Genomic DNA, 14,235 nt, shown 5'->3' on the forward strand with positions numbered 1-14,235 from the left:
AATGACGATGACCCGCAAACAACGTGCAATTTTTGAGCCTGCACTGGTTCGCACTGCACTGCTTGATGCCGTGAAGAAACTGGATCCTCGGGTTCAGTGGCGTAACCCGGTGATGTTCGTGGTGTATCTGGGCAGTGGGCTGACCACCCTGATTTGGCTGGCTATTTTAAGCGGACAAACCACCGGCAACGCCCTGTTTACCGGCAGTGTTGCCTTGTGGCTGTGGTTTACCGTACTGTTTGCCAACTTTGCTGAAGCACTGGCCGAGGGGCGCAGTAAAGCGCAAGCCGAAAGCCTGCGTGGTGTGAAAAAAACCAGTTGGGCGAAAAAACTGTCCGCAGCTCGCTTCGATGCGCCACAAGAGAAAGTCTCTGCCGACAGTCTGCGCAAAGGCGATGTGGTACTGATTGAAGCGGGCGACACCGTGCCCTGCGATGGTGAAGTGCTGGAAGGCGGTGCTTCAGTCGATGAAAGCGCCATTACCGGTGAATCTGCGCCGGTTATCCGCGAATCCGGCGGCGACTTCTCCTCCGTCACCGGCGGCACTCGCGTACTGTCAGACTGGCTGGTGGTCGAGTGCAGCGTTAACCCCGGCGAGACTTTCCTCGACAGAATGATTGCCATGGTTGAAGGCGCGAAACGGCGCAAAACACCAAACGAAGTGGCATTGACCATTCTGCTGGTGGCACTGACCATCGTCTTCTTACTGGCTACCGCGACGTTGTATCCATTCTCAGTCTTTAGTGTTGAGGCTAATCAAGCTGGCTCACCGGTCACTATCACCGTGTTGGTGGCACTGTTGGTTTGCCTGATCCCAACCACCATCGGCGGTTTGCTCTCTGCCATTGGTGTCGCCGGGATGAGCCGCATGCTCGGGGCTAACGTCATCGCCACCAGCGGGCGCGCCGTTGAAGCGGCAGGAGATGTTGATGTGCTGCTGCTGGATAAAACCGGCACCATCACTTTGGGTAACCGCCAGGCATCCGAGTTTTTACCGGCACCAGGTGTGACCGAGCAACAACTCGCGGATGCCGCGCAACTCTCATCTCTGGCCGACGAAACACCGGAAGGCCGCAGTATTGTGGTGCTGGCGAAACAGCGCTTTAACTTGCGCGAACGCGACTTACACAGTCTAAATGCCACCTTTGTGCCCTTCTCCGCGCAAACACGGATGAGTGGTGTCAATGTTCAGGATCGGATGATTCGCAAAGGGGCTGTCGATGCTATCCGCCGTCATGTGGAATCCAATCAAGGCCACTTCCCACGCGCAGTAGAAGATGCCGTAGAAAGTATCGCGCGCACCGGGGGGACGCCATTGGTGGTTGCTGATGGCCCTCGCGTGCTGGGTGTGGTTGCACTAAAAGATATTGTTAAAGGTGGCATTAAAGAACGTTTTGCGGAACTACGTAAAATGGGCATTAAAACCGTGATGATCACCGGCGATAACCGGCTAACAGCAGCTGCCATTGCTGCTGAAGCGGGAGTAGATGATTTTCTGGCCGAAGCTACGCCAGAAGCCAAATTGGCATTGATTCGTCAATATCAAGCAGAAGGCCGACTGGTAGCAATGACCGGCGATGGCACCAACGACGCCCCCGCGCTGGCACAAGCTGACGTGGCGGTTGCGATGAACTCGGGGACTCAAGCCGCCAAAGAGGCGGGCAATATGGTGGATTTGGACTCTAATCCGACCAAGTTGATTGAAGTGGTTCATATCGGCAAGCAGATGTTGATGACCCGTGGTTCATTGACCACCTTTAGTATTGCCAACGACGTCGCCAAATATTTTGCCATTATTCCGGCTGCATTTGCGGCGACTTACCCGCAGCTCAACGCCCTGAATGTGATGCAGTTGCACTCACCGGCCTCAGCAATATTGTCGGCGGTTATCTTTAATGCGCTGATTATCGTGTTCTTGATTCCGTTGGCCCTAAAAGGGGTCAGTTATAAGGCGATGAGCGCCGCCGCCCTACTGCGCCGTAATCTGTGGATTTATGGTTTGGGTGGCTTATTGGTGCCATTTGTCGGTATCAAACTCATCGACCTGGTGCTAACCGCCTTGATAATGAGTTAACTGCCCGACTCACCCTATTTTGCAATGGCCACCGCGCTTTGACGGTGGCCGGTTATAAGACTCAAATTGAGGTAATAGAAGATGTCATCGACTAACAATATGTCATCCACCACCCGCATGTCATACCTGCGCCCAGCTCTGGTTTTACTGATATTACTGACACTTATCACCGGAATAGCTTATCCTCTGCTGACCACCGGGCTGGCCAAACTGATGTTTTCACAGCAAGCAAACGGATCACGGGTTATGCTGGGTGATGAAGTGGTCGGCTCCAGTTTGATCGGCCAAAACTTTACCCAACCGGGGTATTTCTCTGGTCGCCCATCAGCGACAGCAGATATGCCTTATAATCCAATGGCATCTGGTGGCAGCAATCTGGCTATCAGCAACCCAGAGTTGGATAAAGCCATCACTGAGCGCGTGAAATCACTGCGTCAGGCAAACCCGACGCAAACAGGGCCGGTGCCGGTTGATCTGGTGACCGCCTCCGCCAGTGGCCTCGATCCGCAAATTTCACTGGAAGCGGCCTATTATCAAGCGCCGCGCATTGCCAGCATTCGCCAGATGCCGCTGTCTGAGGTGAAACAGTTGATTGATAACAATGTACAAAAAGCGACACCTAATTTCTTTGGTGAATCCGTGGTCAACGTACTGAACCTGAATATGGCGCTGGATGCCCAAAGCCATGTGAAAGTCCCGGCGACTTCGACAAAATCTTAAGGACATAACATGGTGGATGCAGAACCAACCCGCCCAAACCCTGACAGCCTGCTTGCCGTTGCGAATGAAAAGTCTCGCGGTCGGCTAAAAGTCTTTTTTGGGGCTTGCGCGGGGGTAGGCAAAACCTACGCCATGCTACAAGAAGCCCAGCGCCTGCGTGCTCAGGGGCTGGATGTGTTGGTCGGCGTGGTAGAAACTCACGGACGCAGCGAAACGGCCGCATTACTGGCGGGGCTGGATATCCTGCCACAAAAGCGGATTCATCATCGCAATCGCCAGGTGCGCGAGTTTGATTTGGATGCTGCCCTCGCCCGCCACCCAGCCTTGATCCTGATGGATGAACTGGCACACAGTAATGCTCATGGCTCGCGCCACCCAAAGCGCTGGCAAGATGTGGAAGAGCTGTTGGATGCCGGTATTGATGTGCTCACCACTGTCAATGTGCAGCACTTGGAAAGCCTGAATGATGTGGTTGGGGGGGTAACGGGTATTCGGGTACGGGAAACTGTACCTGACCATATGTTTGATGAAGCCACGGAAGTGGTTTTAGTCGATCTTCCCCCCGATGACCTGCGCCAGCGCCTCAATGAAGGCAAAGTGTACATCCCTGGGCAGGCGGAACGGGCGATTGAGCATTTCTTTCGCAAAGGCAACTTGATTGCATTACGTGAACTGGCCCTGCGCCGTACTGCTGATCGGGTTGACGACCAGATGCGCGCCTTTCGCGACACACAAGGGCGCGAGCGTGTTTGGCACACCCGCGATGCCATCTTATTGTGTATCGGCCATAATAGCGGTAATGAAAAACTGGTGCGCACTGCTGCCAGATTGGCAGCGCGGTTAGGATGTATCTGGCATGCGGTCTATGTTGAAACGCCTCGTTTGCATCGCCTGCCCGAAGCTAAGCGCCGTGCCATTCTGCGCACCCTCAAACTGGCACAAGAACTCGGAGCTGAAACAGCAACCTTATCTGAGGCCGGTGAAGAACAGGCGATATTACGTTACGCCCGCGAACATAATTTGGGCAAAATCATTATTGGCCGCCGCACGGAAAAACACTGGAAATTACGTGGCAGTTTTGCCGATCGCTTGGGGAAACTCGGGCCAGATTTAGATCTGGTGATTATTGCGCTGGAGGGCGATAACCCGACCAATACAGTGAAAGAGACGGACTCGCGTACTTTCACTGAAAAGTGGCGTATGCAATTACGCGGCTGTGCCGCCGCCATCGGCTTGTGCGCACTGATCACTGTATTATCGCAATGGCTAATACCGGGATTCGACCAAGCCAACCTGGTGATGGTTTACTTGCTGGGTGTGGTCATTATTGCGCTGTTCTATGGCCGTTGGCCTTCGGTATTGGCGGCTGTTATCAATGTTGCCAGTTTCGATCTGTTCTTTGTCCAGCCACACTGGTCACTGGCGGTCACTGACGTGCAATATCTGCTGACTTTTGCTGTCATGCTGATTGTCGGTATCGTGGTGGGGAACTTGACTGCTGGCGTGCGTTATCAAGCCAGAATTGCCCGTTACCGCGAGCAACGCGCGCGACATCTGTATGAAATGTCTCGTGGATTAAGCCGCGCCCTGACCCCGGCGGATATTGCTAAAACCAGCCGTCATTTTCTTTCCAGCAGTTTTCAGGCCAAAACGGACTTGTTACTGCCACAAGAGGATGGGCGTTTGCAACAAATCACTACCGACGAAGGTGCGGCACTTTCCGTTGATGAGGCCATTGCCCGCTGGAGCTTTAATAAAGGTGCTCCCGCCGGTGCCGGCACCGATACCTTGCCGGGAGTGCCTTATCAATTACTGCCACTCACCGCAGCTAAACAAACTTATGGTGTACTGGCGATTGAACCGGCCAACCTGCGCCAACTCATGGTGCCGGAGCAACAGCGTTTGCTGCAAACGTTTACCAGCCTGATTGCCAACGCATTAGAAAGGTTGCATCTGGCCCGCAGCGCCGAATTGGCCAAGCTGGATGCGGAACGCGAGCAACTGCGTAATTCTCTGCTCGCCGCGCTTTCTCATGATTTACGTACGCCACTGACAGTGCTATTTGGTCAGGCGGAAATCCTGACACTCGATCTGGCAGCTGAAGGCTCACGCCACGCGCCGCAAGCGAACCAAATCCGTCAACAAGTGCTGAGCACCACCCGACTGGTCAATAATTTGCTCGATATGGCCCGCATCCAATCAGGTGGATTCAATCTGCGTAAAGAGTGGCAGTCACTGGAAGAGATCGTCGGTAGCGCGCTACATATGCTGGAAACCACCTTGAATCATCACCACATTCGTGTCGAGTTACCGGATGAAATGGTGTTGATCAATTGCGATGGTAGCTTGCTGGAGCGGGTATTTATCAACCTATTGGAAAATGCCCATAAATACGCCGGTTACGACGCATTGCTGGGTATTCGTGCCACAGTGCAAGGTGAGTGGCTCAATGTCGAAGTCTGGGATAATGGCCCTGGGGTCACCGCTGGGCAGGAACAGCTAATTTTTGATAAATTTTCTCGCGGTAACAAAGAGTCAGCGATTCCAGGGGTGGGCTTGGGTTTAGCCATTTGTCGTGCCATTATTGATGTACATGGTGGGCGTATCTGGGTTGAGAAGAGTCAAGAAGGTGGTGCGAGTTTCCACTTTACCTTGCCACTAGAGAAAGCACCGGAAATTGAAGGTGAAAATATTGATGCTGAAAAATGACTATATCGCCGACTAACATCCTCATCGTCGAAGATGAAAAAGAGATCCGCCGCTTTGTCCGCATTGCGCTGGAGAGTGAAGGCTGGCGCGTATTTGAAAGCGATACCCTACAACGGGGTCTGATTGAGGCTGGCACACGCAAACCGGATCTGATCATTTTGGATTTGGGTCTACCGGATGGCGATGGCCTGACTTATATTCAGGATCTGCGCCAGTGGAGCGCCATCCCAATTATTGTGTTATCGGCCCGTAGCAGCGAAGAAGACAAAGTCGCAGCGCTGGATGCTGGTGCTGATGACTATCTCAGCAAACCTTTTGGTATCAGTGAATTACTTGCGCGAGTACGGGTGGCTTTGCGCCGTCATAGTGGCGGCAGCCAGGAAAGCCCGTTGGTGAATTTTGCCGATATCAGTGTGGATTTAATTAACCGCCAGGTCACACGAGCCGGTGTTGACCTCCACTTGACCCCCATCGAATTTCGCTTACTTTCAGCATTATTGGCTAATGCGGGTAAAGTCATTACCCAGCGCCAATTACTCAACCAAGTCTGGGGGCCTAATTATGTCGAGCACAACCACTATCTGCGCATTTATATGGGTCACTTGCGCCAGAAATTAGAAAGCGATCCTACCCGACCGCAGCACTTAATTACGGAGACCGGTGTCGGCTATCGCTTTATACCATAACGATTTATTCACTATAAAATGCCTTTATGGCTGTTAATAATAAACCTAACGGCGTAGCATCAGGATTTTAATGATGATAGGTCTTATTTATTATGAGCACTTGGTTGATTTACGCCCTGCTGTCTGCCCTCTCCGCTTCTCTGGTCGCTATCTTCGGTAAAATAGGTTTGCAGCATTTGGATGCCAATACCGCAACCGCGGTTCGGGCTGTGGTAATGGCACTATTCTTAGTTGGCGTGGTGGTTATTCAAGGAAAATTCAATCTGGTCGGCACCGTATTAGCAGATAAAAAAGCGCTCTTGTTTGTGGTGTTAAGCGGTGTTGCTGGCGCATTATCCTGGCTGTTCTACTTTATGGCTATCAAAAATGGCAATGTCTCGCAAGTCGCGCCAATAGACAAACTCAGTGTGGTCTTCGCGGTTATTCTGGCGTTTATTCTGTTTGGCGAGAAAATTTCGTTAATTGCCGGACTAGGCGTGGCACTGATTACTGCTGGCGCTTTGATGGTCGCATTGGGATAACGCATTATTTTTCGCTCATATAAATAATCTTTATTAGCTTGTTATACAGGCATGGCTAATGTTAGTGGATAAGAACACAGGAATACTTAAATATATTTAATTAAAGAGCAGAACATGAATTTTAATGTTATATAACTTCATCCGCCCCCAACAGTTCATTAAAATCCCACAGGAGCACTATCACCCACATCTCGACAAGAGGAAATGACCTTGCCACAACATAAAATTAGCAATAAAAATAAAAGAAAATCGACTATTGGTGAAATATTAGAAATCTACACTGGTGAAACTAAATCAATTGCAATTTATGGTATATCCCTCAAACGAATTTTTTTTCAAAACTCAAAGTCTGGATTTAAAGTAAACATACTCAATAATAAAAACAAAATCATCAACAGAAAAATTTATAAAATTATAGAAAATGAAAAATTAACCATTAAATCCATAATCATTCATGATAAAGAAAATGAAAAACATGAATTATTTTTAGCTTTAAAGGAAGATAAAAGAAAAGGAAAATCATACGATGGATTAAGTAAAGAACTCCTCCTCACCAGAAAAGATTTAAAATTCACTTCTGCATATCATTTAATTCAAAATACTACCCCATCAGAAAAATTCCATCTGAGTAAAAATGATAGCTTCATCGGAAATAAATGTATTAAAAATAATGTTATTGGCGGGAGTGGTAACAATCTTATTACTGGTAGTGATAAAAATGATAATTTAGCCGGAGGTGACGGTAACGATGTTATTATTGGTCATCGATCTTTTGATGCCATTTTTGGCCAGGCGGGTAATGATATATTGATTGGCGGAGAAGGTGATGATGGACTGGCAGGAGGTGCGGGCAATGATATTCTTGACGGCGGTGATGGTAACGATGAATTGCATGGCGATGCAGATGGCTTTGGCCCTTATGCCTGTGAAAGTAACTGGCGCGGCAATGATATAATATTTGGTGGTCGTGGTGATGACCGAATCGAAGGTGGCAAAAACCATGACTATTTGGCTGGAGGACTGGGTAATGATCGTTATATATTCTCCGAGTATGATGGCATTAATCTAATTGTAGAATATGGGGGGGAGGAAAATACCATTTACATTAATGATTATTTTTTCTATCAGCTAACTTTTGAACGTTATGGTAATCACCTGGTCATTTCTAGCAAGGAACAACATGCGAATAATCTGGTTGTCGTTATTAAAGATCAATATACTGAGGATGGCTATAAAGTTAAATACTTACAGACCAAACCATATCTTAGCGATGATAAAGATAGTTATAAAAACCATGAAGCCATGATTAAGAATATTATAAAAACACACGCCCAAAACCCTGAAGAAATGTTAAATAAATTGAGTTATATAAAAGATATTTGTAATGACTATCAAGTTGATTTATCAGACATTTTTTGTGAAAAAATACCGGATAGTGAAAAGCTGACAGGAAAAAAACTCAGTGACCTGCTAATTGAAAAACATAATGCATTACACGAGATGTATGCAAACAACATGCATTATTTTGGTGAAAACTTACCTGATATAACTCATATTATTGACGCTCTATCATCTTTTTCTCCGAAAGAAGCATTACAAACCAATATTCCCTATTTAAAGAAAGCATTATCCATAGATAGCTTTTCTGGCCCCCTAGCCCCAATAGTAAATTAACCGCAGGAGTAACTTAATTGCAAATAAGAAATAGCGCCATCAGGCGCTATTTCTTACCCATTGTTATGACTTACCTGCCAATACGTCGCTGACAATATCGACGGCTTCCTGCTCTATCTTTTCGCGATGCTCTGCGCCGAGGAAGCTTTCACAGTAAATCTTGTAGGCGTCTTCGGTACCCGATGGGCGCGCCGCAAACCAGCCATTTTCCGTCATCACTTTCAGACCACCAATGGATGCGCCATTACCCGGTGCGGTAGTTAAACGCGCGGTGATAGCGTCACCCGCCAGGGTATTGGCTTTCACCATTTCAGGGGACAATTTGGACAAGGCATTTTTCTGTGCCTGTGTTGCCGGAGCCTGAATGCGGTTATAGCTTGGCGCACCAAAGCGTTGCGCTAAACCATCATAGTGTTGTTGTGGATTTTTACCAGTCACCGCGGTGATTTCAGCCGCTAGCAAGCACATGATAATGCCGTCTTTATCCGTCGACCAAGGTGTGCCATTAAAGCGCAGGAAGGATGCCCCAGCGCTCTCTTCACCACCAAATCCGAAGCTGCCATCGAATAAACCATCAACAAACCATTTGAAACCCACCGGCACTTCCACCAGCTTACGGCCCAAATCAGCAACTACTCTATCTATCATCGCACTGGATACCAACGTCTTACCCACCGCCACATTTGCACCCCATTGTGGGCGATGCTGGAACAGGTAATTGATTGATACCGCTAGATAATGGTTCGGATTCATCAAACCGGCAGGGGTGACGATACCGTGACGGTCGTAATCGGGATCGTTGGCAAAGGCCAAATCGAATTTATCACGCAAAGCCAGCAAACCCGCCATCGCGCATTCTGATGAACAATCCATACGGATCACGCCATCATGATCCAGATGCATAAAGCGGAATGTCTGATCAATGGAATCATTAACCAGTGTCAGATCTAACTTATAATGCTCAGCAATACGTTGCCAATAAGCAATACCGGAGCCACCAAGCGGATCAACGCCTAGCTTCAAGCCAGCATTTTGAATAGCAGGAATATCAACGACATCGACCAAACCCTCGACATACGGCGTAATCAAATCCTGCGCATGCAAATAACCAGAGTCCCAGGCTTGATCCAGTGTCTGGCGTTTAACGCCCTCTAATTTCAGGCTGAGCAACTGATTGGCGCGTTTTTCAATCACCGAGGTAAGATTGGTATCGGCCGGGCCGCCATTGGGTGGATTATACTTGATACCGCCATCTTCCGGCGGGTTGTGCGACGGAGTGATAACAATGCCGTCAGCCAGATCTTTGCCTTGCGCGTTATAGCACAAAATCGCGTGGGAAATAGCTGGGGTTGGCGTGAAACCATTATCTTGCTGCACCACCACATCCACGCCATTAGCGGTCAACACTTCCAATACGGAAATAAAGGCGGGTTCAGACAGCGCATGAGTATCTTTACCCACATAGCACGGGCCGGTAATGCCCTGCTGGTGACGAACTTCAGCTATCGCCTGAGCGATTGCCAAAATATGGGCTTCATTAAAACTGTGGCGCAATGAGCTGCCACGATGGCCTGACGTCCCAAATTTGACCGCATGGGCCTGATTTTCAGCATCAGGTTGCAACACATAATATTGCGACGTCAACTGAGCAACATTAATCAAATCGCTTTGCTGGGTCGCTTGCCCGGCACGAGGGTGATTAGCCACAGTTACTACTCCCTATCTATCCATCATTGTGCAAATTGCAGGAGTATTCGCGGCCTGCAACTCCAACTTCTTGGGTATCGTTTCAACGAAATTAGATAGTTCCACACACCTTGTCAGTCAAATCCGGCGGGAACTGCATCGCCAGCATGATATGTTGCACCATGCTGCGTTTACGCTCGGTATTGGTATTGGTAATAACCCAGTATGGCGTACCAGGTACGTGTTTAGGTTTGGTGTGTGTCCCGTTTTGCAACAAAGTCTGTTGGTCACCGGCAAAATAGACCCGGGTGCGACCATGTAAAGACTCCGTTGCCTCGGCAAATGCCTGAGCATCTAAGGTATATAAGGTGGAAAGCACCAACATAAAACGGTTAACCGCCCGATTTTGCTCAGCATACTCATCAGATAACAGTAATTCACGTACCGCGCGAACCCTATCCTTTGGTGCTGGAGCCGTCGCTGTCTTGGCGACATCATGACCGGCAACATTATGGGTAGATAAGCCAGGTACCGGCTGACCGGCCGTAAACTTCAACATGCGCCGTAAAATGTCGGACGCACTCTCACCAATGTGTTGCGTATGGCTGGCAATATAGCGATAAAGTTCTTCGTCGAGTTCAATAGTTTTCATCTTTATCCAGTACGGTTTTCTACTTTCTTATGCATATCTTAGGATTATAAAGTCAAAGCGCGCTAACGAGTACCTTTATCATGGCTTTATCCGCGATAAATCCCTAATACATCAGCCACGACTGAATAATCCACATGAACCCTAATCGTGAGCAGCACACCCTCGCGTAGTCATGATACCCTAACCACAATATCTCTCAGTATGAACTTCGCCATGAAATTAAACTTCCGCCAACAAAACGCACTTTCTCCCACTTCTTCCCTGCCGATCATCTTGATTCATGGGTTATTTGGTAACCTCGATAACCTCGGTGTATTAGCTCGCGACTTACATAAAGACCATGATGTTATCCAGGTCGATTTGCGCGATCACGGTTTATCCCCGCGATCACCCGAAGTGAATTACCCCGATATGGCACAGGATGTGCTGGAACTGATGGATAGGCTTGAGATAAAAAAAGCGATTATTATTGGGCATTCCATGGGGGGAAAAGTGGCGATGGCCATGACAGCAATTGCGCCCGACCGCATCGAAAAACTGATAGCCATAGATGTCGCACCCATCGATTATCAAGTGCGCCGCCATGATCAAATTTTCACCGCTATCAATGCAGTAAGTGCTGCGGGTGTGACTCAACGCCAGGAAGCCGCTCAACTGATGCGCGAATCAATAAAAGAAGAAGGTGTTATTCAGTTCTTATTGAAATCATTCCATAACGGTGAGTGGCGGTTTAACGTGCCCGCATTGTGGGATCAATACGAAAATATTGTTGGCTGGCAACCCATTCCCCCCTGGCCACATCCCATTTTGTTTATTCGCGGTGAACTGTCACCTTATATTCAAGACAGCTATCGCGATGAGATTGCCCGTCAATTCCCACAAGCACGCGCCCATGTTGTCGCCGGAACCGGACACTGGGTGCATGCAGAAAAACCAGATTCTGTCTTACGCGCCATTCACCGCTTTATTGATGAAGAGAGTGACGAAGATAGCACTGGCGAAAAATAGCGCTGAGCAAAAAACGAACCGCGCGCGATGGATGTTGATTAAAAATCATACCCTGGGGAAAAGAAATGTATTTCCTGTGGAAAAATTGTGCAAAAAAGAGTGAATTAGCCCAATCTAATCACAGTAAGGCATTGTCGTTGCTCGGTTGGCTAGGGTATTATGGCGCGCTATAAATTTGCTCCGATATTGGGTAGCAAATGCAAATTCAGGCTGTTGGTTCATACCCAACTGAAGGGTTGTTGTGGTGTTATAAGCAGCATCAACTCAGAAAGGTATCGGCCTGAAACGTGTAAACCGAATCGTCAGAAATTTCTGATGTAAATCCCTTGTAGTACCGCTACCTATGGCAAAAGAACAAACGGATCGCACGACGCTGGATCTGTTCGCAGATGAACGCCGTCCGGGGCGCCCGAAAACAAACCCATTATCGCGTGATGAACAGCTTAGAATTAATAAGCGAAATCAACTACGGCGCGATAAAGTACGTGGTTTACGGCGCGTGGAACTGAAAATTAATGCCGATGCCGTCGACGCTCTCAATAGTCTTGCAGAGCAACGCAACATCAGCCGTAGTGAACTGATTGAACAGATGTTGTTGGCTCAATTGGCACATTCACAAGAAGGGTTTTAACCCTATCGGTTATCACGACGGCGTGGCGTAAGTGATTACGCCACGCCAATATCCCTACCCCAAATTTTAGAAAGTTTCCCAGTTTGCGTTGTTGTCTACCTTGGCAATAGGCGCTGTCGTTAATACCGTAGCCCGAGGTTTAGCTACCGATTTTGTCCGCACATCATCTGATTGTAATTTAAACACTGCCACTGCTTGGTTTAACTGAGTCGCCTGTTCCTCTAGCGCGGCAGCCGCGCGTGAGGCTTGCTGCACCAACGCGGCATTTTGCTGAGTCACACAGTCCATTTCAGCCACTGCCTGCCCGACCTGAGTGATACCTTTGCTTTGCTCATCTGACGCCGATGCTATCTCACCCATTAAATCGGTGACATTGGTGATGGAACGAACAATTTCATCCATAGTTATCCCGGCACTTTCAACCAAAGCCGAACCACTACTCACCCGGCTAACGGACTCGGTTATCAAGCTATCAATCTCTTTTGCCGCTTGAGCACTGCGCTGGGCCAAATTACGGACTTCACTGGCAACCACCGCGAAACCGCGACCTTGTTCACCTGCTCTGGCCGCTTCGACGGCAGCATTCAGTGCCAGAATATTGGTCTGGAAAGCGATACTGTTAATCACTGTTGTAATTTCAGCTATCTTGCGTGAACTGGCTGAAATCTCATCCATGGTATGAACCACATCAGCTACTAGCGCCCCGCCTTTTTTGGCGGTAATAGAAGCATTAGCTGCCAGTTGGCTGGCATGATGCGCATTATCTGCATTATGTTTCACCGTTGCCGTCAACTGCTCCATACTGGCGGCCGTCTCTTCCAATGCGGCTGCCTGCTGCTCAGTTCGCGATGATAAATCCGTATTACCGGCTGAAATTTCTGCCGCTCCGTGATAAATCCCATCAGTGCTACTGCGGATAGCTTTTACCGTATTGGCCAAACTGGCTTGCACATCACGTAGCAGCGGAAACAATTTCCCAACGCAATTACGACCAAAATCGGTAATAGGCTGGCCCAGTTGGCCGGAAGCAATCACGCGAAAATGTGCACGAATATCATCCAATGGGCGAACCAGGTTAGCCAACAGGTAACGATCGGTTGCCAGTAAAATCACTAATCCGGCCACTAAAGCAGAAATTAATGTCATGCTGCTCACTTTTGTCAGGTGAGCAAACTGCTCTTTAGCCACCCCGATAGCCTTGGATGCTGCTTGATTAAAATTCTCTGCAACAGAGCCATATTGCCGGCTCAGCGCTGGCACTGTCTTTTTGGCTAAATCCTGATAGGCCGCGCTATTGTTCGCCATTGCCGCCTGATACAGCGGAGTGACACCCTGATCAATTAACCCACTCCACCCATCAATCACCCCATTTACCAATGTGGGATCAATCTGTGCATGGTCAATGGCTTTAAACTGCGCCAACTTCTGTTTCAGATTTTCAAGTGCTGCATTGGATGATTTGAGTTCCTTATCTGCATCCGCAATGTTGCCGTTCTGACGGTAATCGACTGAGCGAGCAAGACGTGTCACCATCCGAAAATATTGATCCGTCCCCTGATTGACCAAATTCATGTTTTCAACCAACACACTATTAGCATTAGAGGATTGAGTCAGTTGATTCAGCGATAGCAACGTATAACCAGATACACCGCCCCATAACAGGCAAAATGCCCCAAGCACCCAAAGTAACGCGGCTCTGATAGAAATATTTCTTAAAAACTGCATGTTTGTTCTCCTTCACTGCAAATTGCAACCATTCGGTTACATCGCTGTTATCGGCAATGAGGTTATAAGGTTGAGCCACTCACAAAAATTTAATATCGCATAATCTTGATATCGGCCGGACGAGGTTTTCTGGCATTATATGGCCCTAT

The 14,235-nt window shown here is 48.5% G+C and carries 11 protein-coding genes; 8 read left to right on the top strand and 3 right to left on the bottom strand.

Going from position 1 to position 14,235, the window contains the following annotated elements:
- The first annotated feature begins 7 nt into the window (after window positions 1-7).
- The 6 genes from kdpB to QSV56_RS02530 all read left to right on the top strand — a co-directional run bounded on the left by kdpB (window position 8) and on the right by QSV56_RS02530 (window position 8,384).
- A complete protein-coding gene (kdpB, locus tag QSV56_RS02505) occupies window positions 8-2,074 on the top strand; it encodes a potassium-transporting ATPase subunit KdpB (RefSeq protein WP_050875593.1) in 2,067 nt (688 codons plus the stop codon).
- A gap of 81 nt (window positions 2,075-2,155) precedes the next feature.
- On the top strand, window positions 2,156-2,794 hold the full coding sequence (gene kdpC, locus QSV56_RS02510; RefSeq protein ID WP_019081165.1) for a potassium-transporting ATPase subunit KdpC: 639 nt from the start codon (window positions 2,156-2,158) through the stop codon (window positions 2,792-2,794).
- Window positions 2,795-2,803: 9 nt separating this feature from the next.
- Window positions 2,804-5,503 carry a two-component system sensor histidine kinase KdpD gene (kdpD, locus tag QSV56_RS02515; RefSeq protein WP_046695308.1) on the top strand — a complete coding sequence of 900 codons (2,700 nt, stop codon included), beginning with the start codon at window positions 2,804-2,806 and terminating at the stop codon, window positions 5,501-5,503.
- Window positions 5,500-6,189, top strand: a complete 690-nt coding sequence (gene kdpE, locus QSV56_RS02520) for a two-component system response regulator KdpE (protein WP_019081167.1) — start codon at window positions 5,500-5,502, stop codon at window positions 6,187-6,189. Before kdpD ends, kdpE begins: the two co-directional genes overlap by 4 nt.
- Before the next feature lie 92 nt (window positions 6,190-6,281).
- Window positions 6,282-6,710, top strand: coding sequence for an EamA family transporter (locus QSV56_RS02525; RefSeq protein WP_019082665.1), 429 nt, complete (start codon window positions 6,282-6,284; stop codon window positions 6,708-6,710).
- 210 nt (window positions 6,711-6,920) lie between these two features.
- Window positions 6,921-8,384 carry a calcium-binding protein gene (locus QSV56_RS02530; protein ID WP_227747481.1) on the top strand — a complete coding sequence of 488 codons (1,464 nt, stop codon included), beginning with the start codon at window positions 6,921-6,923 and terminating at the stop codon, window positions 8,382-8,384.
- A 63-nt stretch (window positions 8,385-8,447) separates the two neighbouring features.
- Here the strand turns inward: QSV56_RS02530 and pgm are convergent, their stop codons facing one another.
- Both pgm and seqA read right to left on the bottom strand, forming a co-directional pair.
- Complete coding sequence (gene pgm, locus QSV56_RS02535; protein WP_046051342.1) at window positions 8,448-10,091, bottom strand: phosphoglucomutase (alpha-D-glucose-1,6-bisphosphate-dependent); 1,644 nt, start codon at window positions 10,089-10,091, stop codon at window positions 8,448-8,450.
- Between the two features lie 91 nt (window positions 10,092-10,182).
- A complete protein-coding gene (gene seqA / locus QSV56_RS02540) occupies window positions 10,183-10,722 on the bottom strand; it encodes a replication initiation negative regulator SeqA (protein WP_019081171.1) in 540 nt (179 codons plus the stop codon).
- Window positions 10,723-10,935: 213 nt separating this feature from the next.
- On the opposite strand from seqA, the gene ybfF reads away from it, so the two are divergent.
- Both ybfF and ybfE read left to right on the top strand, forming a co-directional pair.
- Complete coding sequence (gene ybfF / locus QSV56_RS02545; protein ID WP_005167956.1) at window positions 10,936-11,730, top strand: esterase; 795 nt, start codon at window positions 10,936-10,938, stop codon at window positions 11,728-11,730.
- Between the two features lie 343 nt (window positions 11,731-12,073).
- Window positions 12,074-12,361 (top strand): LexA regulated protein, encoded by a 288-nt coding sequence (ybfE, locus tag QSV56_RS02550; protein WP_005163374.1) that lies wholly within the window; start codon window positions 12,074-12,076, stop codon window positions 12,359-12,361.
- Window positions 12,362-12,427: 66 nt separating this feature from the next.
- Here ybfE and QSV56_RS02555 read toward each other — a convergent pair whose 3' ends face one another.
- Window positions 12,428-14,086, bottom strand: a complete 1,659-nt coding sequence (locus QSV56_RS02555) for a methyl-accepting chemotaxis protein (protein ID WP_046051349.1) — start codon at window positions 14,084-14,086, stop codon at window positions 12,428-12,430.
- Between the last annotated feature and the right edge of the window lie 149 nt (window positions 14,087-14,235).

This window comes from Yersinia sp. 22-579, assembly GCF_030433455.1.
GTDB classification, from domain to species: Bacteria; Pseudomonadota; Gammaproteobacteria; order Enterobacterales; family Enterobacteriaceae; genus Yersinia; species Yersinia enterocolitica.

Excerpts from the sequence above, each read along its gene's own strand:
- kdpB (WP_050875593.1), top strand. The coding sequence starts at position 8 with ATGACCCGCAAACAACGTGCAATTTTTGAGCCTGCACTGGTTCGCACT.
- kdpC (WP_019081165.1), top strand. The coding sequence starts at position 2,156 with ATGTCATCGACTAACAATATGTCATCCACCACCCGCATGTCATACCTG.
- kdpD (WP_046695308.1), top strand. The coding sequence starts at position 2,804 with ATGGTGGATGCAGAACCAACCCGCCCAAACCCTGACAGCCTGCTTGCC.
- kdpE (WP_019081167.1), top strand. The coding sequence starts at position 5,500 with ATGACTATATCGCCGACTAACATCCTCATCGTCGAAGATGAAAAAGAG.
- QSV56_RS02525 (WP_019082665.1), top strand. The coding sequence starts at position 6,282 with ATGAGCACTTGGTTGATTTACGCCCTGCTGTCTGCCCTCTCCGCTTCT.
- seqA (WP_019081171.1), bottom strand. The coding sequence starts at position 10,722 with ATGAAAACTATTGAACTCGACGAAGAACTTTATCGCTATATTGCCAGC.
- ybfF (WP_005167956.1), top strand. The coding sequence starts at position 10,936 with ATGAAATTAAACTTCCGCCAACAAAACGCACTTTCTCCCACTTCTTCC.
- ybfE (WP_005163374.1), top strand. The coding sequence starts at position 12,074 with ATGGCAAAAGAACAAACGGATCGCACGACGCTGGATCTGTTCGCAGAT.
- QSV56_RS02555 (WP_046051349.1), bottom strand. The coding sequence starts at position 14,086 with ATGCAGTTTTTAAGAAATATTTCTATCAGAGCCGCGTTACTTTGGGTG.